This is a genomic window from Arthrobacter sp. YD4 (genome assembly GCF_030410515.1).
Taxonomy (GTDB): domain Bacteria; phylum Actinomycetota; class Actinomycetes; order Actinomycetales; family Micrococcaceae; genus Arthrobacter.
In genome coordinates, this window is the sequence record NZ_JAUHHD010000003.1 from 61,885 (window position 1) to 75,666 (window position 13,782).

The window sequence follows — 13,782 nt, forward strand, 5'->3', positions numbered from 1 at the left end:
GGTGTAGCAGTATCCGGCCTTGCCGGCCGGTTTGAGTCCGGCAAGGCCGCAAATCCCGGCTGCAGATCTGAACTGCAGCCCAGATCAATCACCGCGTCCAGCTCCTAGCCTGGACGCCGTCGAGGGGGAAGGATCCTTCGTGACCGAAACCACCGAGCTGTCTCCAGCTGTGGACTCATCATCTTCTGCTGCTTCGGCAGCACCCGCCAAGAGCAGCGGCCTCGCCGGCCTGAAGCTCGCCCAGCTGCAGGCCCTGGCCAGCCAGTTGGGAATCTCCGGGGGTTCCCGGATGCGTAAGGGCGATCTGGTGACCGCCATCTCCGCCCACCGCGCCGGCACCCCGGTGAGCAAGGCCCCCGCCGCTGCCGAGAAGGCCAGCGACAACGGAACCATCTCCAGCGGCGCTGTTGCGTCGAACGGCGCTTCTTCCAACGGCGCTGCTTCTTCCAACGTTGCCGAGGCCCCGGCGCAGGAAAACCCGCGTGCCCGCCGTGGCCGCAGCCGCCGCGCCGGCAGCGACGGCATCATCAGCACCGCCACCGAGGCTCCCGCCGCCGTGGAAGCCCAGCCGGCCGTCGAGGCCGCCCCGGCCGAACAGCCCGCCGAGACCAACGACCGCGCCCGCCAGCCGCGGACCCGCAACCGCCGCCGCGGCGAAGCAGCCGCCCAGGCTGCAGGCCAAGCGGAGGCCACGGAGGCTCCGGCCGAGCAGCCCGCCCCCGAGCAGCGCCAGGGTGAACAGCGCCAGGGTGAACAGCGTCAGGCCGAGCAGGGCAACGACGACGCCCAGCGCCGCGAGAACACCCGCGGCCGCGGCAACCGTGACGAGAACGCCGGACGCGAGAACGCCCGCGACAACAACCGGGACAACCGCGACAACAACGACGACAACGACGGCGGCAGCCGTCGGAACCGCCGCAACCGCCGGGACCGTAACGATCGCAACGACCGTAACGACCGCCAGGACAACAACCGTAACGACCGCTTCCGCGACCGCAACGAACGCCGCCGCGGCCGCAACCAGGGTCCCGACGTCGACGACGTCGAGGTCACCGAGGACGACGTCCTGCTGCCGGTCGCCGGCATCCTGGACGTGCTGGAGAACTACGCGTTCATCCGCACCTCCGGCTACCTGCCGGGCCCGAACGACGTCTACGTCTCGCTCGCCCAGGTCAAGAAGTACAACCTGCGCAAGGGCGACGCCGTCGTCGGCGCCATCCGCGCCCCGCGCGAAGGCGAAGACCGCAGCAACCAGCAGTCCGCCCGCCAGAAGTTCAACGCGCTGGTCCGCGTCACCTCGGTGAACGGCAAGACCGCCGAGGAACTCAAGGACCGCGTGGAGTTCGCCAAGCTGGTGCCGCTCTACCCGTCCGAGCGGCTGCGCCTCGAAACCGATCCCAAGAAGATCGGCCCCCGCGTTATCGACCTGGTGGCCCCGATCGGCAAGGGCCAGCGCGGCCTGATCGTCTCCCCGCCGAAGGCCGGCAAGACCCTGATCCTGCAGTCCATCGCGAACGCCATCACCACGAACAACCCTGAGGTCCACCTCATGATGGTTCTGGTCGACGAACGTCCCGAAGAAGTCACGGACATGCAGCGCACCGTCAAGGGTGAGGTCATCGCCTCCACCTTCGACCGTCCGGCCGACGACCACACCACCGTTGCCGAACTCTCCATCGAACGCGCCAAGCGCCTCGTCGAGATGGGCATGGACGTGGTGGTCCTGCTGGACTCCATGACCCGCCTGGGCCGTGCCTACAACCTGGCCGCGCCGGCCTCCGGCCGCATCCTCTCCGGTGGCGTGGACTCGGCGGCGCTCTACCCGCCGAAGCGCTTCTTCGGTGCCGCCCGCAACATCGAAAACGGCGGCTCGCTCACCATCCTGGCCACCGCTCTCGTCGAGACCGGCTCCAAGATGGACGAGGTCATCTTCGAAGAGTTCAAGGGCACCGGCAACATGGAGCTCCGCCTGTCCCGCCAGCTGGCGGACAAGCGCATCTTCCCGGCCGTGGACGTCAACGCCTCCGGCACCCGTCGTGAGGAGAACCTCCTCTCGCCCGAGGAAGTCAAGATCATGTGGAAGCTGCGCCGCGTCCTCTCCGGTCTCGAGACCCAACAGAGCCTTGAGCTGCTGACCAACAAGATCCGGGAGACCCAGAGCAACGTCGAGTTCCTCATGCAGGTGCAGAAGACGACGCTTGGTGCGAAGTCCGATAACGACAAGTAGCTGAGTACAAGGCGGGGTGCCGGAACTTCCGCGCGGTGAGCCGCGTGGGTTTCCGCCCCCGCCTTCGCCGTTCGGTTTTGCCGCCCCCGCCCCTCCGCCGGGTGGCTTGCGATCTCCGATCGCAAGCCACCCGGCTCCGACAGGCCCGATGCCACTCCCGGGGCGGCAGAAACCGAACGGCTTCGCTGTTTTCCCACCTTTGTCGTCGCGTTACTAGACTTGTAGAAGTCGAAAGAGGTTTTGAAATGTTTGAGTCCGTACAGGGGCTGTTGGATGAGCATGCTGCTATCCAGGCGCAGCTCGGGGATCCTGCTGTGTATGCCGACCAGAAGCTGGCCCGGAAGCTGGGGCGGCGGTCCGCGCAGCTGAACGGCATCGTGGAGGCCTACCACCGCTGGGAGGCACTCAACGATGACCTGGCCGCGGCGAAGGAGATGGCTGCCGAGGATCCCGAGTTCGCGGCCGAGGTGCCCGAGCTGGAGGAGTCCCTTGAGACGGCCGCCGCCAAGCTGCGCCGCCTGCTGATCCCGCGCGACCCGGACGACGCCCGCAACGTGATCCTCGAGGTCAAGGGCGGCGAAGGCGGCGACGAGGCCGCCCTGTTCGCCGCCGACCTGCTGCGGATGTACAGCCGCTACGCGGAATCCCGCGGCTGGAAGACCGAGATCATCTCGGCCACCGAGTCGGACCTTGGCGGTTACAAGGACGTCCAGATGGCCGTCAAGGGCAACTCCAACGACCCCGCCGAAGGCGTCTTCGCCCGGCTTAAGTTCGAAGGCGGCGTCCACCGCGTCCAGCGTGTGCCCGTCACCGAATCCCAGGGCCGGATCCACACCTCCGCCGCCGGCGTCCTGGTGCTGCCCGAGGTGGACGAGCCCGAGGAACTGGAAATCAACCAGAACGACCTCAAGATCGACGTCTACCGTTCCTCCGGCCCGGGTGGCCAGTCCGTGAACACCACCGACTCCGCGGTCCGCATCACGCACCTTCCCACCGGCATCGTCGTCGCGATGCAGAACGAGAAATCCCAGCTGCAGAACCGCGAGGCCGGCATGCGCGTGCTCCGCGCCCGCATCCTGGCCCACCAGCAGGAGCAGATCGACGCCGAGAACTCGGCGCAGCGCAAGTCGCAGATCCGCACCATGGACCGTTCGGAGCGCATCCGCACCTACAACTACCCGGAGAACCGGATCGCGGATCACCGCACCGGCTACAAGGCGTACAACCTCGACCAGGTGATGAACGGCGACCTGGAACCGGTGATCCAGTCCGCAATCGAGATGGACGAACAGTCCCGCCTCGACGCCATCGGCGACTAGCGCCCCGGCGCGACCATCCGACGAGACTAATGACCGACCACGATGACGCCTGATCCCGCACAGAGCCTCGCCGACGCCGTCCGCGGGGCGACGGCGGTGCTGGCCGCCGCGGGCGTGCCGAGCCCCAAGGTCGACGCGGAGCTCCTCGCGGGCCACCTCCTGGGCGTCGGGCCGGGGCGGCTCCGCGCCCTCCTGCTCGGCGACAGTCCGGCGCCGGAGGGGTACGCGGATCTTGTGGCCGAACGCGCGCGCCGGATCCCGCTGCAGCACATCACCGGGGTGGCGCACTTCCGCTACCTCGAGCTCGCCGTCGGCCCCGGAGTCTTCATCCCGCGTCCGGAGACCGAGTCCGTGGTCCAGCTGGTCATCGATTGGCTGGCGGCCCCCGGCCGGCCCGCCAGGCCCAAGGTGGTGGACCTTGGCACCGGCTCGGGGGCGATCGCCGGGTCGATTGCGCACGAGGTCCCCGGCGCGGAGGTGCACGCGGTCGAATACAGCGAATTCGCGCACGCCTGGGCGGCGAAGAACCTGCTCCCGCTGGGGGTCCGGCTGGTCCGCGGCGACCTGCGCGACGCGCTGCCGGAGCACGACGGAACGTTCGACGTCGTCGTGTCCAACCCGCCGTACATTCCGGCCGAAGCGGTGCCCAACGAACCCGAGGTGGCGCTGCACGATCCGCCCGAGGCGCTGTACGGCGGGGGAGCGGACGGCATGGAACTCCCGACGGCGGCCGCGGCGTCCGCCGCGCGGCTGCTGGTCCCCGGCGGCTACTTCGTGATGGAGCACGCCGAGGTGCAGGCCGGCTGGATCGCCCGGATGATGGAGGCCACCGGCCACTGGACCGGCATCACCACCCATCTGGACCTCAACGGCCGGGAGCGGGCCACCAGCGCCCGGCGCCTGGCAAGCCCCACCGGCGGCGCGGACCGCGAAGCGCAGCCCGGAATGAAAGGATAGGCCAGTGACCACTAGCTACGATTGCAACGATGCGGCCCAGCGCGCGGCCGGACTGGAACACGCCCAGAAGGCGATCCGCGAGAACAAATGCGTCGTCCTGCCCACCGACACGGTGTACGGCATCGGCGCGGACGCCTTTTCACCGATGGCCGTGACCCTGCTGCTGGCCGCCAAGGGCCGCAGCCGGCAGATGCCGCCGCCGGTCCTGATTCCGCGGCTGAATGCCCTCGACGGGCTGGCCACCGAGGTTCCCGCGGAGGCCCGCAAGCTGGCCGAGGCCTTCTGGCCCGGCGGCCTGACCCTCATCCTGCACGCCCAGCCCTCCCTCGACTGGGATCTCGGGGAGACCAAGGGCACCGTCGCGCTGCGCCTGCCGGCCGACGACGTCGCCCAGGACCTGCTGACGCTGACCGGGCCACTCGCCGTCTCCTCCGCCAACCGCACCGGCCTGCCCGCCGCGCAGACCGCCGCCGAGGCCGAGACGATGCTCGCCGAGTCCGTGGAGGTCTACCTCGAGGGCGGCCGCCGTCCCGTGGACGGCGAGGCCGAGTCCGCGCCGTCGACCATCATCGACGCTACGTCGCTGCCGCTGCGCGTGGTCCGGCAGGGCGCCATCAGCCTGGAACGGATCCGCGAGGTGGTGCCCGGCGTGCTCGGGGCCGGCGAGGAACCGGCAACCGCCGATGAGGCCGCCAAGCCGGCCGCCGAGTCGCCCGCAGAAGAACCGGCCGCGGAGACAGCAGCCGGATCCGCCGCAGAAGAACCGGCCGAAGCGAAGCCCGCAGCCGAAACCCCGGAGGCCTAGAGTGCAGCCCAAAGTCGCCGTCGCGGCCGTCACGTTCAACCGCCACGAGGAACTCGCCCTGCTGCTCAAGGGCCTCGCCGCGCAGACGGCCCCGATCCACTCGATCGCCCTGGTGGACTCCGGCACTGACCCCGCCGACCGGCTGGTGGCCGAGCAGGGCATGGATAACATCAACTACCTGCGCTCCGAGGCGAACCTTGGCGGAGCCGGCGGCTTCGCCTACGCGATCCTGGCCGCCATGGCCTCCGGCGCGGAGTGGATCTGGATGATGGACGACGACGGGCACCCGGAGGACGCCAGCTGCCTCGAGGAGCTCCTCAAGGCCGCCGACGAACACGGGCTGGACATCATCAGTCCCCTGGTCGCGGCCACGGCCGATCCCAACCGGCTCTCCTTCAACTTCCGGATCAACGGCCTGCTCACCAACGACCGGTCCCGCCTGGCCCCGATGGGCTACCTTCCGGACATGGTCCACTTCTTCAACGGCGCCCTGATCCGCGCCGAGGTCTTCTACACGATCGGCATTCCGGACGTGAAGTTCTTCATCCGCGGCGACGAGGTCGACTTCCTGTCCCGGGTCAAGAAGGCCGGGCTCAAGTACGGCACCCTGGCCACCGTCGCCGTCCAGCACCCCGCCACCTGGACCGAGATGAAGCCGGTCTTCGGCGGCTTCATCACCCCGGTCATTCCGGAAGGCAACTTCAAGCGGTACTGCTACTTCCGCAACCGTGGCTACCTGACCCGGAAATACCGCAACCTGCGCTGGTTCGGCGCGGACGTGGTCGGCTTCCCGTACTACTTCCTGAAGGCCGGTGACCTGAAGGGGCTGGCACACTGGTTCCGCGCCTACTCCACCGGGTTCATGGGCAAGGGCTTCGGCGCACCCGCGGACCTGATGGCCCGGAACGGCTAGGCGGCGTGGAGAAGCTCTACGCCGTCGTCGTCACCTACAACCGGGCGGAGTTCCTGGCGAACCTGCTGGACTCCTTCGCCAGGCTCGACACGAAACCCGAGGGAATCATCGTCGTCGACAACGCCAGCACGGACGGCACCGCCGCGGTGGTCGACCGGGCCAGGACCGCGGGCGACCTTCCCCTGCAGTACGAGCGGCTGGAGACCAACGCCGGGGGAGCCGGCGGATTCTCCCGTGGCGTCGAACTCGCGCTGGCGGCCGGCGCCGAATGGCTCTGGCTGATGGACGACGACGTCGAGGTCCTTTCCGGGGCTGTCGACGCGCTGGCGAGGTTCACGCCGGACTACTCATGCATCGTGGGACGCCGCTACGACGCCAACGGCCAACCCTTTTTCTGGCAGCACCACTTCGTCGACGCCCTCGGCGTCTTCCTCCCGGTATCCCGCGACGTGTTCAAGCACTCCGACGTCTTCCGCACCAACGTGGGCAACTTCGAGGGCATGCTGATCAGGGCGTCCGTGGCGCGCGAGATCGGCCTTCCCGATCCGCGCTTCTTCATCACCTGGGACGACGCCGTCTACGGCTGGCTCGCCGCGCAGCGCACGCCGGTGGTGTACGTCAATGCGTTCGTGATCCGGAAGGTGCGGGCGCAGCGCCAGGTGGACCTCGGCCTGCGCCACCTCAACGATTCCTCCGACCTGAGCCGGCGCTACGTGATGCGCAACCGCGGCCACGTCGCCCAGTACCTCCGGGCCCACGGCCGGTACAACCGTGCAGGGTTCGGGGCCGGAACGGCGCTGACCTTCGGCAAGGAAATCGCCCGCCTGGTCCTAGTCGAACGCACCCTCAAGGGGGTCGCTGCGCTCTGGCAGGGATGGCGCGAATCGCGCGAAATCCTTCGCGACAGGACCTGGAAACCCATGCCGCCGCTGCCCGTAGATGCGGGCCGCGGGAACGAAACGGCTTAGTATCGTTCTAGGTTCCGCGCTGTCCGACAGTCCCGCGCGGGTACTTTTTTGACCCAGGCGCCTTGCCGCCGCAGTACTGGAAGTCGGTTGCACACTCTGTTGACTACGAAATCTGAACCTCGAGAATCCGAGCAGATCCGGGACGAAAAGCCGGCCCTCTGGATCTGGATCCAGCTCATCCTGGACTCCATGTCCTGGGTGGTGGCCGTGATCCTGGCCCTGCTGCTGCGCTACGAGATGGGGATCCGCGTCGAGCAGTTCGCCGGTGCCGCCGTGATCGCGGCGATCGCCGTCGTCGTCCAGGTGCTGACCGGCTACGCGCTGGCCCTCTACCGCGGCCGCTACCCGTTCGGAAGCTTCCAGGAGGCGCGGGCCCTGGTCTTCGTCACCGTGATCGTCGCCGCCTCCATCACCGCCAGCCTGCTGGTGCTCTACGAAGCCATCAACATTGGCCGCAGCGTCGGCCTGATCGCGTTCCCGTTCGCCTGCCTCTTCATGGGTGCCGCCCGCTACGCCAAGCGGCTGTACGTCGAGAGCCGCACCCGGCCCGGCGACGGCGCGCAGAACACCCTCATCTACGGCGCCGGCTTCCTCGGCAACTCCCTCCTCACCCGGATGATCCAGGATCCGGAGTCCCCGTACTTCCCGGTGGGCCTGATCGATGACGATCCTGCCAAGAAGCACCTCCGGCTCTCCGGCGTCCAGGTCCAGGGCCGCGGCGAAGACCTTCCCGCCATCATCCGGCGCACCCGCGCCACGGTCCTGGTGCTGGCCTTCGCCAACGTCGAGGCGTCCGTGGTGCGGCGCATTTCCGACGCCGTCGCCGGCCTGAACATCCGGGTGCTGGTGCTGCCGCCGCTGCGGGACATGCTCGGCGGCTCCGCCCCCGCCGGGTTCTCCGACTTCCGCGACGTCGCCGTGGAGGACCTGATCGGCCGCCGCCCGGTGGACATCAAGGTCGACGAGATCGCCGGCTACATCAAGGGCAAGCGCGTGCTGGTCACCGGCGCCGGCGGGTCGATCGGCTCCGAGCTGTGCCGACAGATCATGCCGTTCGGCCCCGCCGAGCTGATCATGCTCGACCACGACGAGACCGGACTCCAGCAGACCCAGATCTCCATCACCGGCCGCGGCCTGCTGGCCGGCCGGGACACCGTGCTGGCGAACATCCGCGACGGTGAGGCCCTGAAGGAGATCTTTACCGACCGCCGTCCGGAGGTGGTCTTCCACGCGGCCGCACTGAAGCACGCGCCGCTGCTGCAGCAGTATCCGGTCGAGGCCTGGAAGACCAACGTCTGCGGCACGCTGAACGTCCTGCAGGCCGCCCGGAGTGCCGGGGTCTCCCACTTCGTGAACATCTCCACGGACAAGGCCGCGAACCCCACCACCGCCCTGGGCCACTCCAAGCGCGTCGCGGAGAAGCTGACCGCCTGGATGGCGGGCCAGACCGGCGGCAGGTTCGTCTCCGTCCGCTTCGGCAACGTCATGGGCAGCCGCGGATCCATGCTTCCGCTCTTCACCGAGCAGATCCGCGTCGGCGGTCCGGTGACCGTGACCGATCCCGAGGTCACCCGCTTCTTCATGACCATCCCCGAGGCCTGCCAGCTGGTCATCCAGGCCGGAGCCATCGGCGCCGGCGGCGACGTGCTGATCCTGGACATGGGCGAACCGGTCAAGATCCTTGACGTGGCACAACGCATGATCGCCATGTCCGGCAAGAAGGTGGAGATCATCTACACCGGGCTGCGGCCGGGGGAGAAGCTGCACGAGGAGCTCGTGGGCACCGGCGAGCTGGACCAGCGGCCGCTGCACCCGAAGATCTCGCACACCCGCGCCACCGAACAGGACCCGGCCACGCTGGACCTCGGAGTCTGGCTGGAACGCTGCGAAGCCGAACAGGGCGCCAGCATCGCGGAGATCCCCGACGACGAGTCGGACGAGACGGGACCGATCAGAATCGTCCGGGTCGCCTCGTGACCGCCCTGCTGGTCACCGCCGCCGTCACGCTCCTGGCCAGCCTGCTGCTGCCCTATGCGGTGAAGCCCTGGCTGATCCGGCTCGGCGTGGTGGACGTGCCGTCCGCGCGGTCCTCGCACGTGAAGACCACCATCCGTGGGATGGGCCTGGCCGCGGCGCTGGCCACCGCGGCCGGCTACGGGGTGGCCGTCCTTACCGGCGCCGTCACCGTCAACCGTGCGGTGTTTGCCGTCGTGCTGCTGATGATCGGCGCGTGTGCCGCCGTCGGCTGGACCGAAGACCTGCGCGGGCTCTCCATCCGCGGCCGTGCCGGAGCCCAGCTGGGCATCGGGGCAGCGGGCTCGGCGGTGCTGATCGTCATGACGGGCCAGTCCTTCTGGTGGCTGCCGCTCGCCGCCGTCGCGGTCGCCGCCTACGTCAACATCGCCAACTTCATGGACGGCATCAACGGCATCTCCGGGTTGCACGGCGTCACCGTGGGCGCCGCCTACGCGGCCGCCGGTTCCCTCTCGGACCAGCCCTGGCTCACCGCCGGCGGCGCCATCCTGGCCATGGCCTTCCTCGGCTTCCTGCCCTGGAACCTGGGCCGGGGCACTGTGTTCCTCGGCGACGTCGGAAGCTACCTCCTCGGCGCCTCCGTCGCCGCCCTCGCCATTGCCGGCTTCTTCACCGGGGTGTACGTCGAGTACGTGCTCTCGCCGATCCTGGTCTACGTCGCGGATACCGGCTACACGCTGCTGCGCCGGATCAAGGCGGGGGAGCGCTGGTACGCCTCGCACCGCGAGCACGTCTACCAGCGGCTGACCGACGTCGGCTTCTCGCACCTGCAGTCCTCCGCCGCTGTCACCGTCTGCACCGCTGCCGTGATCGTCCTAGGCTTCACCGCCGCGACGGCGCCGCTGCCCGTCGTCGCGCTCTGCGTCGCGGCCAGCGTGGCGGTGCTGGTGCTGTACGTCGCCAGCCCGGACCTCATCCGCCGCTACCGCCGCAAATCCAAGGTCACCCGCCTCCCCGTGGCCTAGCCATGTTCTATCTCGTGTAGAATTCAGGGGCGGACTTCTCCGCGCCCCCGCCCTTACCGCCAGCGACGATTGGGATCCCATGACCTCCAACGCCGAGCCCGGACGCACGCCCGGCCGCGGTCGCGTCGGCGTTTCTGGACCCACCACGTCGCTCTGGCTGCGCCTGCTGGCGCTCAGTTCGGTGACCGCCGCCGCCGCACTGGCGGTGACGGCCGTTCCGGCCTGGATCTTCAATGGCGGCTTCGGTGCCCTCTCCAGCACCTTCGGCGGTGCCCTGGTGATGGCGTTCTTCGCCATCAGCCTGCTGGTCGGCCACTTCGTCGGCCGGAACAATCCCTCCGGGGCGATCGGCATGTTCGTCGCCACCTACTTCATCAAGGTCGTAGGCTTCGCCGTCGTCCTGTTTGTCTTGGGTGCCCCGGAATGGCTGCACGCCCGCTGGTTCCTGATCGGCGCCGTCGTCACCGTCGTGGCCTGGCAGGCTGCCGAGATCATCGGCTTCAGCAAGGCCCGGCTGCAGATCTACAACGACCCCGACTCCACGGAAGGCGGACCCCATGCCGGACCGTAAAGAGCGAGACGAGAACACCCCCCGGAAGCCGCGCGGTACCACCGGTGCCCCCGGCGTATCAAAGGACGGCGACGACGGCGGATACAACGCCGGGATCGCAGTGTTCAGCTACATTGTTGGCGGAATCATCGTCTGGAGTTTGATAGGGTGGGGTCTGGATAATCTGTGGGGAACCCGCTGGATTGTGCTCGCAGGCGCCCTGCTTGGAGCTGCGGGAGGGTTCTATCTTTCTCATATGCACGGCCTCACCAGCCACCGGTCTACGGCTGGCGAAGACGGCGCTGCAGGTGGCCCGTCCAAGGACGCGGAACAGTAATGCCAAAAAATTTCAGAGGGGGACTGGTTGGCAGCAATGCCGTCGCTCCCCGCCCAACGCCCAATGATGGACACTGCAGAGAGGAAACGCGTTGATCGCGCTTGCGCTCCCGGCCCAAGATTCAGGAGAGTTTACTCCTCCCGGAATTGAACAAATGCACCTGCCGGCAATCCTGCCCTGGGGTGCTGCCGAAGGATTCTCCAAGCAGATGCTGCTGGTGATCCTCTCGGTCGTCATTATCGCCACCTTCTTCGTGCTGGCCGCGCGGAAGCAGCAGCTCGTTCCGGGCAAGCTGCAGTTCGCCGGCGAGGCCGCCTACGGTTTCGTGCGGAACGGCATCGCCAAGGACATCATCGGCGGCAAGGACTTCATCAAGTACGTCCCGCTGCTGTTCAGCCTGTTCTTCTTCATCCTGGTGAACAACATCTATGGCGCCATCCCGGTGATCCAGCTCCCGAGCTTCTCCCACGTCGGCGGCGCCTACGTGCTGGCAGCCATCGTCTACGTGACCTGGATTGCCATCGGCATCAAGAAGAACGGCCTGAAGTACTTCAAGCTGGCCACGGTCCCCAGCGGCGTGCCGGTCTACATTCTTCCGATCGTTATCCCGATCGAGATCATCTCCAACTTCCTGGTCCGCCCGGTGACGCACAGCCTCCGTCTGTTCGCCACCATGCTGGCCGGCCACTTGATCGTGATGATTGCCGGCTCCGGCATCGAGTTCCTGGTCATGCAGGAGAACGTCCTGCTCAAGGGCGCCTCGGTTCTGGTCCTCGCCGGCTCGCTGGCGATGTACATGCTGGAGGCGCTGATCATGGCGCTGCAGGCGTACGTCTTCACGCTGCTGACCGCGATCTACATCGAAGGCGCACTGCACGCCGACAGCCACTAAGGCTCCAAAAGACTTCCCCTCCGGGGGATGAAGCAACCCAAACAACCTGCCACACGGGTGGCATCTTGAAAGGAAGAAAAATGGAAGGCTCCATCAACGGCTCCCTCAACCTCATCGGCTACGGCCTCTCCGCCATCGGCGGTGGTATCGGTGTGGGTCTCGTGTTCGCTGCTTACATCAACGGCGTTGCACGTCAGCCGGAAGCCCAGCGCGTCCTGCAGCCGATCGCATTCCTCGGCCTCGCGCTGACTGAAGCCCTCGCCATCCTCGGCCTGGTCTTCGCATTCGTTCTCAAGTAAACCTTCAGAACACCAGCGAACATCCAGAACCGAGTAGATAAGGACGGGTGAAATATGAAGCAGCTGATCATCTCAGCCGCCAGCGAGGCCGGGTCAAACCCCCTCGTTCCCAACATCTGGGAAATGTTTGTCGTCCTCGTAGGCTTTGCTGTCCTCCTTTACATCGTGACGAAGTACGTTGTCCCGATGTTCGAGAAGAACTTCGCAGAGCGTGCCGAGGCGATTGAGGGCGGCATTGCCAAGGCCGAAAAGGCCCAGGCTGAGGCCACTGCGGCACTCGAAGAGTACAAGCAGCAGCTGACGGATGCCCGCACCGAGGCCAACCGCATCCGCGAGGAAGCCCGTGCCGAAGGCGCCCAGATCCTGGCGGATCTGAAGGATAAGGCAGCTGCCGAGTCTGCCCGCATCACCGCCCAGGCGCACGCCCAGATCGAATCCGAGCGTCAGGCGGCCGTTGTGTCGCTGCGCGCGGAGGTCGGCACGCTGGCCACCACGCTGGCAAACCGGATCGTCGGCGAGGCCCTCACCGACGATGCACGTTCGGCCCGCGTGGTCGATCGTTTCCTGGCAGATCTGGAGAACCAGAGCGCAGGTGCAGCTAAGTAATGGCAGGTGTATCGAGCGAATCGCTGACCGCGGCACTCGCCGCGTTGGAGCCCACGCTTCCCAACGCGTCGCTGCAGTTGGCTAAGGAACTCTTCGGAATCCTGGGAACGGTGGACAGCTCCGCTGGCCTGCGCCGCGCCCTGACCGACCCGTCCCGCACCGGCAGCGAGAAGTCGGCGCTGGTCACGCAGCTGTTCAGCGGAAAAGTCTCCGCTGACGCCGTGCAGATCGCGAGCGGACTGGCCGGCTCACGCTGGGCATCGGCCCGCGACATCGGCGATGCACTCGAGACCCTGGCCGCCACGGTGGTCATTGCCGTTGCTGAAAACAAGTCGGCAGTCTCTGCCTCGGGCCTCAGCGGACTGGAGGAGCTGGAGAACGACCTCTTCAGCTTCAACCGGGCCGTCGACGCCAGCCACGAGGTTCAGCGTGCCTTGTCCGAGCCGCAGGCGAGCCAGGCAGCCAAGGCTGCCCTTGCCGCCAAGCTCGTCCCCGGTGCCAGCGAGGAGGCCAAGGTCCTCATCGGCCAGGCCGTCGCGCAGCCCCGAGGACTCAAGGTCACCCGGCTCGTCAGCCGTTTTGCGGAGCTTGCAGCCAAGCGCCAGCAGCGCTGGATTGCCACGGTCAGCGTCACCCGTCCGCTGACGGAGGAACAGACCGGCCGGCTGCAGACGGCGCTCAACGCCCTCTACGGCCGCGAGCTGAAGCTCAACATGAACATTGACCCGGCACTGATCGGTGGAATCCGGATCCAGGTAGGCGACGAAGTGGTTGACGCTTCGGTCCTCGCCCGCCTGGGCCAGCTCCAGCGACAGCTTGCCTAGTCAGCCGGACAAGCACAACTTACCGACAAGAAACCCCGGTCATCGTGAGCAACGATGATCACGAAAACAGGAGAGCAGGGACTGCA

General features: G+C 67.5%; 14 protein-coding genes. All 14 read left to right on the top strand.

All coding sequences use genetic code 11. The features are described 5' to 3' along the window. Window positions 1–139 precede the first annotated feature (139 nt). The 14 genes from rho (at window position 140) to QWJ39_RS08775 (ending at window position 13,696) form a co-directional block, all read left to right on the top strand. A complete protein-coding gene (gene rho / locus QWJ39_RS08710; protein ID WP_290257389.1) occupies window positions 140–2,227 on the top strand; it encodes a transcription termination factor Rho in 2,088 nt (695 codons plus the stop codon). A 245-nt stretch (window positions 2,228–2,472) separates the two neighbouring features. Then, window positions 2,473–3,546, top strand: a complete 1,074-nt coding sequence (gene prfA, locus QWJ39_RS08715) for a peptide chain release factor 1 (protein WP_290257390.1) — start codon at window positions 2,473–2,475, stop codon at window positions 3,544–3,546. 42 nt (window positions 3,547–3,588) lie between these two features. Next, window positions 3,589–4,503, top strand: a complete 915-nt coding sequence (gene prmC / locus QWJ39_RS08720; RefSeq protein ID WP_290257391.1) for a peptide chain release factor N(5)-glutamine methyltransferase — start codon at window positions 3,589–3,591, stop codon at window positions 4,501–4,503. Window positions 4,504–4,507: 4 nt separating this feature from the next. Then, on the top strand, window positions 4,508–5,308 hold the full coding sequence (locus QWJ39_RS08725; RefSeq protein WP_290257392.1) for an L-threonylcarbamoyladenylate synthase: 801 nt from the start codon (window positions 4,508–4,510) through the stop codon (window positions 5,306–5,308). 1 nt (window position 5,309) lies between these two features. Continuing rightward, window positions 5,310–6,221 carry a glycosyltransferase gene (locus QWJ39_RS08730; protein ID WP_290257393.1) on the top strand — a complete coding sequence of 304 codons (912 nt, stop codon included), beginning with the start codon at window positions 5,310–5,312 and terminating at the stop codon, window positions 6,219–6,221. Window positions 6,222–6,226: 5 nt separating this feature from the next. Continuing rightward, window positions 6,227–7,189 carry a glycosyltransferase gene (locus tag QWJ39_RS08735; protein WP_290257394.1) on the top strand — a complete coding sequence of 321 codons (963 nt, stop codon included), beginning with the start codon at window positions 6,227–6,229 and terminating at the stop codon, window positions 7,187–7,189. A 99-nt stretch (window positions 7,190–7,288) separates the two neighbouring features. Further along, window positions 7,289–9,166: a nucleoside-diphosphate sugar epimerase/dehydratase gene (locus QWJ39_RS08740; RefSeq protein ID WP_290257395.1), complete on the top strand. Its 1,878-nt coding sequence runs from the start codon at window positions 7,289–7,291 to the stop codon at window positions 9,164–9,166. Next, window positions 9,163–10,188, top strand: a complete 1,026-nt coding sequence (locus QWJ39_RS08745; protein WP_290257396.1) for a glycosyltransferase family 4 protein — start codon at window positions 9,163–9,165, stop codon at window positions 10,186–10,188. Before QWJ39_RS08740 ends, QWJ39_RS08745 begins: the two co-directional genes overlap by 4 nt. A 79-nt stretch (window positions 10,189–10,267) precedes the next feature. Then, a complete protein-coding gene (locus QWJ39_RS08750) occupies window positions 10,268–10,759 on the top strand; it encodes a hypothetical protein (RefSeq protein WP_290257397.1) in 492 nt (163 codons plus the stop codon). Continuing rightward, entirely contained in the window at window positions 10,746–11,075 is a 330-nt protein-coding gene (locus tag QWJ39_RS08755; protein WP_290257398.1) for a hypothetical protein, read from the top strand. The genes QWJ39_RS08750 and QWJ39_RS08755 overlap by 14 nt, the downstream gene beginning before the upstream one ends. 91 nt (window positions 11,076–11,166) lie before the next feature. Further along, window positions 11,167–11,967, top strand: coding sequence for a F0F1 ATP synthase subunit A (atpB, locus tag QWJ39_RS08760; RefSeq protein WP_146337178.1), 801 nt, complete (start codon window positions 11,167–11,169; stop codon window positions 11,965–11,967). 80 nt (window positions 11,968–12,047) lie between these two features. Further along, window positions 12,048–12,266, top strand: coding sequence for an ATP synthase F0 subunit C (atpE, locus tag QWJ39_RS08765; RefSeq protein WP_003804776.1), 219 nt, complete (start codon window positions 12,048–12,050; stop codon window positions 12,264–12,266). A gap of 54 nt (window positions 12,267–12,320) precedes the next feature. Beyond that, a complete protein-coding gene (locus tag QWJ39_RS08770; RefSeq protein ID WP_290257403.1) occupies window positions 12,321–12,872 on the top strand; it encodes a F0F1 ATP synthase subunit B in 552 nt (183 codons plus the stop codon). Further along, window positions 12,872–13,696 carry a F0F1 ATP synthase subunit delta gene (locus QWJ39_RS08775; protein ID WP_290257404.1) on the top strand — a complete coding sequence of 275 codons (825 nt, stop codon included), beginning with the start codon at window positions 12,872–12,874 and terminating at the stop codon, window positions 13,694–13,696. The genes QWJ39_RS08770 and QWJ39_RS08775 overlap by 1 nt, the downstream gene beginning before the upstream one ends. The last annotated feature ends 86 nt before the right edge of the window (window positions 13,697–13,782 follow it).

Coding starts and splice junctions, on each gene's coding strand:
- prfA (WP_290257390.1), top strand. CDS start 2,473: ATGTTTGAGTCCGTACAGGGGCTGTTGGATGAGCATGCTGCTATCCAG.
- prmC (WP_290257391.1), top strand. CDS start 3,589: ATGACGCCTGATCCCGCACAGAGCCTCGCCGACGCCGTCCGCGGGGCG.
- QWJ39_RS08750 (WP_290257397.1), top strand. CDS start 10,268: ATGACCTCCAACGCCGAGCCCGGACGCACGCCCGGCCGCGGTCGCGTC.
- QWJ39_RS08755 (WP_290257398.1), top strand. CDS start 10,746: ATGCCGGACCGTAAAGAGCGAGACGAGAACACCCCCCGGAAGCCGCGC.
- atpE (WP_003804776.1), top strand. CDS start 12,048: ATGGAAGGCTCCATCAACGGCTCCCTCAACCTCATCGGCTACGGCCTC.
- QWJ39_RS08770 (WP_290257403.1), top strand. CDS start 12,321: ATGAAGCAGCTGATCATCTCAGCCGCCAGCGAGGCCGGGTCAAACCCC.
- QWJ39_RS08775 (WP_290257404.1), top strand. CDS start 12,872: ATGGCAGGTGTATCGAGCGAATCGCTGACCGCGGCACTCGCCGCGTTG.